General features: G+C 48.2%; 4 protein-coding genes. All 4 read right to left on the reverse strand.

Going from position 1 to position 6,084, the window contains the following annotated elements:
* Positions 1-757, reverse strand: a 757-nt coding sequence (locus ACJ751_RS19240) for a serine hydrolase domain-containing protein (RefSeq protein ID WP_407747144.1), incomplete at its 3' end; no start/stop codon positions are given.
* Positions 758-847: 90 nt separating this feature from the next.
* A complete protein-coding gene (locus ACJ751_RS19245) occupies positions 848-1,840 on the reverse strand; it encodes an MBL fold metallo-hydrolase (RefSeq protein WP_407747145.1) in 993 nt (330 codons plus the stop codon).
* Positions 1,841-1,862: 22 nt separating this feature from the next.
* Positions 1,863-4,415 carry a polynucleotide kinase-phosphatase gene (locus ACJ751_RS19250; protein ID WP_407747146.1) on the reverse strand — a complete coding sequence of 851 codons (2,553 nt, stop codon included), beginning with the start codon at positions 4,413-4,415 and terminating at the stop codon, positions 1,863-1,865.
* A complete protein-coding gene (locus tag ACJ751_RS19255) occupies positions 4,405-5,838 on the reverse strand; it encodes a 3' terminal RNA ribose 2'-O-methyltransferase Hen1 (RefSeq protein ID WP_407747147.1) in 1,434 nt (477 codons plus the stop codon). The genes ACJ751_RS19250 and ACJ751_RS19255 overlap by 11 nt, the downstream gene beginning before the upstream one ends.
* Between the last annotated feature and the right edge of the window lie 246 nt (positions 5,839-6,084).

Raw genomic sequence — 6,084 nt, forward strand, 5'->3', positions numbered from 1 at the left:
TGCGATCGTTTTCGGGTATTACATACCTGGTGTTGGTCATTTTCAGCGGGTCTAAAATGGTTTCTTTCACGTATTGATCGAACGGTTTGCCTGATAATTTTTCAACCAGATAAGCCTGTACATCAACCGAAGGGCCATACGCCCATTGATCGCCGGGATTAAACTGCAGGGGCAGACTCGCCAGCTTTTTTGCCATTTCACTCAGCGTATTGGTCGGGGCCATATAATTGGCTTTCTTCACCAGCTCGGCCAGGGCGGGAATATCTGTACCGGCAAAGCCTGCTGTATGGCGGGTAAGATCGCGAATGGTGATGGGCCGTTTGGCAGGTTCCAGTATCAGGTTGCCATTGGCGTCAACACCCTGGTATACTTTCATGTCGGTAAACTCCGGACAATATTTCGACAACGGCTCATCGAGCTGAAACGCGCCCTTTTCATATAACGTCATTAGCGCCACACCCGTCACCGGTTTGGTCATAGAGAAAATGCGCACCAGGGTATTGCGGTCCATGGGCAGTTTTGCTTCGCGGTCGGCATACCCAAAGGAATTGAAATACACTTCTTTTCCCTTTTCAAAAATGAGGGCGGAAACGCCGACTGTTTTGCCGGAATCGATGAATCTTTTTAAAGTAGCGTTGATGCGGCTTTTTACATCCGGCGTAATAATGGGCGCCGTTCCGGTTGTATGAGTAGTTGATAATTGAAAGGCGCTTATAACAAGCAGGACAGGCAGTATGGCAAGGATCGTTCTTTTCATTGCAATTTTTTTTAATCTTTCATTACGAAAGTGCCCCTGAATGTAAAACTATTTCAGGAAACGGCTTGATCCTTTTATTCAAACTACCGGTTATTCCCACCAATGGGAATTATAGGCCGCCCCGGTTACTACCGTTGGCTCGCCGGGTTTGGGCAGAAACAATTGAATGTGCTTCTCCTCAGCCAGTTTCAGGATCCGTTCAATGGGTTCGTACCAGGGATGCAGGGCCAGGTTGAAAGTGCCCCAGTGGATAGGCATCATCAGTTTTCCTTTTAATGCCAGGTGCGCTTTGGCCGCGTTATCGGGGCCCATGTGTATATCGGCCCAGCTTTGGTTGTAGGCCCCAATTTCCAGCATGGTCAAATCAAAAGGGCCATAGGCTTCACCAATCTCATAAAAGCCATCGTACCAGCCCGAGTCGGCGCCATGGTAAATATTATAGTTAGTTGTTTTTATGATAAACGACGACCACAGGGTTTCAAACCGGTTTGTCAATCCGCGCCCTGAAAAATGCCGTGCAGGCAGTGCTGTTAGTTTACAGGTATCAGTGATCTGGTACGAATCCATCCAGTTCATTTCATGGATCCTTTCTTTTTGAATGCCCCATGCCTGTAAGTACTGGCCAACACCTATTGAACAATAGAACGGCACGTTGGACCTAGTGAAAAAAGGGATCACATGTTTATCGAGGTGATCGTAATGATCGTGCGAGATGATAATGGCATCCAGCGGGGGCAGGCTTTGGAGCGACAAAGGCGCCGGAAAAAATCGCTTTGGTCCAATGGACTGCGAAAACGAAGCCCGTGCGCTCCAAACCGGATCGGTGAGTAAGCGCAGGCCATCCACTTCAATTAAGATACTGGAATGGCCCACCCAGGTAATGCGAAGGCCTGATGCCGGCGGTTGCTGATACTTCGACACATCGGTAGTAAAGGGACCTAATTTCTTTTTAGGTGTTGTTTCCGCTTTATTGGTAATATACTTCCACAACACGGCCCAGATACTGGTATCGGTCTCGATGTTTGTTGGAACCGGGTTCAAAAATTTTTTGCCTTCCTTTACAGCGGGGTGTAGAAATTTCATGTTACTAAGTTAGGTGATTGAACTACAATCGCGGGTCAACTGGTTCGCTTTCCAATGCTAATACGCCAAAAACGCATTCATGCACCCGGCGCAACGGTTCTTTTTTTATAAATCTTTCCAATCCTTCCACGCCTAATGCAAATTCCCGTAAGGCCAGCGAGCGTTTAGCACCCAGTCCTCTCGACTTTAACCGGTTCAGATTCGCAGGCGTTGTATATTCAGGTCCATAGATAATGCGCAGGTATTCCTGTCCCCGGATCTTGATAGCAGGTTGTACCAGCCCTTTTTTGTTGGTATGAATATACTGAAAGGGTTTCACTACCATGCCCTCGCCGCCTTTTGCCGTTAACGACAACCACCAGCTGGTGGCATCCTGTATGCTGGCTTCGTCGTTCAGGTCAACGATCTTATAAGGCGTGGACAACAATACCGTAGGGTCTTCTTCACAGATCAGCTGAATGTTTTCCATATGCCATTCGTGCGACTGATCAACCCAGGTCTTGCCTTCGGTGGCCAGAATATGAAATGGCGCCAGCTTATAATCGGTAAGGCGGTGCACCGGCCAGCAATACCGGCGATAGGCTTCTATAAACCGGGCCGTTTGCTGTTGTTTCAATTTGTATTCCTCCAGCAACGAGAACACGCCCTCATTACGGGCAGCGGCTTGCTGCAAGGCTGCTACTGCACTGTGTAAACCCTGGGTGGCTGCGGCTCCTACGGATCCGTATTGTGTTTCGAGCAGGCTTTGCGCCTTGGCGCTCCATGGCATCAACTCTGTATCCAGACAAACCCAGCTGGTTTGCATCCGGTCATAAAAACCCGATTTCTCCAACGCATCATTTACCAACAACAGAAAATCCTGTTCTGTTTTCTTATCGTTAAAATAATGCCGGCCCGTGCGGGTATACACGGTGCCTATTCCTTCATTTTCTATTCCAAAGGTTTGCTTAATGGCATTCTCATCACGGCCTACTATTAACACGGCCCGCGAACCCATGTGTTTTTCTTCACAAACCACTTTCTCCACCCCCACACTGCGGTAATACTCAAATGCCTCTGTCGGGTATTCCAGGTAACCATCGAGTTTACTTGTTTCAGAAGGGCTCATGGTTGGCGGCAGATAGATCAACCATTTGGGGTTGATGGCAAAACGGCTCATCACCTCCAGGGCGGTGATGGCATTTTCTTCTTTGATAGTAATGTTATGACCATAGGTTGTTTCAACAATGTGCTTGCCTGTTACATCGGCAAGATCCAGTACATCGTCGTGCTGTTGCTGCAGCGACAACTGACCTTCCTTTTTTTGCAACGGGCGTTTGGAAACGGTGTATTCCCGCAAAGCCGGTACACTCACCAATTCCTTTTCAGGATAACGCAAGGCTGTGAGTCTGCCGCCAAAAACGCAACCGGTATCTATATCAATCGTTCTGTTCAGCCATTGCGGTTCGGGCACCGGTGTATGACCATATACCACCATGGCTTTTCCCTTGTACTCAGCCGCCCAGTTATAGCGAACGGGTAAACCAAACTCATCAATTTCACCCGTTGTTTCACCATACATACAAAAATCACGTACGGCGCCGGAACCCCGGCCATGCATTTCTTCCCGTAAACCGGCATGCGCCACTACCAGGTTGCCGTCATCAAAAACATAATGACTCACCAACCCGTCGAGGAATTGTTTTACATTTTCCCGAAAGGCCGGTGTTTCCCTGTTTAACTGATCGATGGATTCCTGCAAACCATGAGCAATGGTCACCTCTTTTCCTTTCAACCATTTCAGCAACTTGGCATCGTGGTTACCAGGAACGCAAAAAGCAGTACCCGCTTTTACATTGGTCAACACCAAATCCAACACCGCCGGGGTTTTAGGTCCGCGGTCAACCAGGTCGCCCACAAAAACCAGTTTACGCCCCGCAGGGTGCTGATATATGCCCTCTGTACTTTGATACCCTAGTTTATTTATCAGTTCCACCAGTTCATCATAACAGCCATGTACATCGCCAATAATATCAAACGGACCGTGCTCGTCCTTTTTGTTGTTGTACAACGGGTCGCGAATGATGGCCTCAATAGCATCTACCTCTTCGGGCGTACGCAACTCTACAATGTTCCTGAAGCCTTCCAGCTTCAGGTGCCGCAAACTCCTTCTCAACTGACTGATCTGTTGAGGAATTACGTGTTTGCCAAAATCCCGGTCGGACCGGGTTTCGTTACGCTGTACACACAACTTCTCCGGCATATTGATCACAATTGCCACCGGCAGCACATGGTATTCCCGCGCCAGCCGTACCCAGTCTTTTCGCGCGCTTTCCTGTACGTTGGTAGCATCAATCACGGTCAATAACCCCGCTTTCAGGCGCTTGCCCGTAATAAAACGGGCCACGTCAAAAGCGTCTGTAGAAGTTTCCTGGCTGTTCTCATTATCACTCACCAGGGCGCGGCATTGATCGGAAGAAATGACCTCGGTTGGTTTGAAATGCTTGCGGGCAAAGGTTGATTTGCCGGAACTGGAAGCCCCTATCAACACCACCAATGATAATTCAGGTATATGTATGTTTCTATTATTTGCCATATGATCCAAATCGCTGACCTCCTATAATGAATTCTTTTGTTGTAAAAAGCGCCATTTGCGTCAGGGCGCCCACTTCGGGATCTTCCTCCCCCACCGGTTTGTAAACAACACTGTAGTTATATTGTTCTGCAATTCGATTGCCCCACTGCTGAAACTCCGCCCTCGTCCATTCAAACCGGTGATCGGTATGCCGCATTTGTCCCTGTTCAAAATGTTGAAACCGCTGGTTGTATTCGGCATTCGGCGTGGTTATTACCACATCAACCGGTTTGGCATACCTGAAGATGATCTTTTCCAAAGTAGCCAGTCGCGGTTCATCCAGGTGCTCGATCACCTCTACCAGTGCCGCCGCATCAAAACCTTCGATGCGATGATCGCGGTAAGTGAGAGAACCCTGGATCAATTCAATCCGTTCCCGTTGTTTGGGCAACAGTTTATCGAGCTTTAATTTATCCTTTGCAATCTCCAGCGAGCGATAACTTACATCCATACCCAGGATCCGTTCAAACTGATTTTCTGCAAGTAGTAACTTCAACAGTTTTCCTTCCCCACAACCCAGATCAACCACCGTTTTCGCATTGGCTTTTACCAGTTCATCCCGTACTGCCTGCAAACGCAGATCATGTACTCGTAGCTTTTGTTCCGGTTCTGTTATTACCGTTTCCTCCTCGTCACCTTCGCTTACTTCGTCTTTTAACAATATTTCCATCGCCTGGTTCGCCAGACTGCGCTGGTGTTTTAAATACCGCAGGTTAATGAATTCCCGGGCAGGATGCGTGGGCAGCCAGTCTTTCCCTTTTTCCAGCAGTTTTTCCATCTCCTGCTGGCCGATCCAGTAATGTTTGTCATTATCACAAACCGGGATCAGAATATACAGGTGAGATAGTAGCTGCTGCACCGTTACTGTATTGGTTAAACGGAGGGTAAAATACCGGCTTTCACCCCATTCGGGGAATTTCGGATCAACCGGATGCCGCTGCAGGTGGATGGTATACCCTAATGGTTCAAACAATTCTTTCACCACTGTTTCGCCACCACGTACCGGGATGGCAGCCAACTCCACCTCCAAGGGCATGGGAACGGTCACCAGCTCGGGTTTGTCTTTACAACGCCCGTTCATAGCGGTGGAAAATGCCTTTACAATGGCGGCGCTCATAAACGAGCTGGCCACATAAGGCCGGTCGTTCACATATTGCTCCAGGGCAAAATCATTGCCGCGCGAACCGCTGCTGCGGCGCACCAGAGCAACCGGATCGATGTCGAGCAACAAACAAACCGTGCACCTGGTTTCTGACACTTCGGGATAAAATACGTGGGCCACCCCGGTGGAAATTTCAATTTCATGAACTTTATCGGGGTGCTTGTGCAGCAGATAACTCAGGTCGGAGGCCGGCCGATGGGTAGATGTAATGGTCAATAGCATACGATCAATTCAAAGGCAATTTCTTGAATTTTTTTCATTATTGCGGGCAAAACAAAAATGCAGCATGAGAGAAACTTAAAAAGGTGCAAACTTCCGTGATTTGACAAATTAATGTCCAGATGACAGTACAGCAGCTATGAGTGCCACGGAATTTAAATCCAGGGATTATTAATCGATTCGTCTAGGCTGTTTATTAATTGAACTGAAAAGCTGAATTTCGTAACCACTATGTTGTATCTGCACTAA

The sequence above is a fragment of the Niastella sp. genome (assembly GCF_045805085.1).
In the GTDB taxonomy this organism is placed as follows: domain Bacteria; phylum Bacteroidota; class Bacteroidia; order Chitinophagales; family Chitinophagaceae; genus Niastella.

Coding starts and splice junctions, on each gene's coding strand:
- ACJ751_RS19255 (WP_407747147.1), bottom strand. CDS start 5,838: ATGCTATTGACCATTACATCTACCCATCGGCCGGCCTCCGACCTGAGT.
- ACJ751_RS19245 (WP_407747145.1), bottom strand. CDS start 1,840: ATGAAATTTCTACACCCCGCTGTAAAGGAAGGCAAAAAATTTTTGAAC.
- ACJ751_RS19250 (WP_407747146.1), bottom strand. CDS start 4,415: ATGGCAAATAATAGAAACATACATATACCTGAATTATCATTGGTGGTG.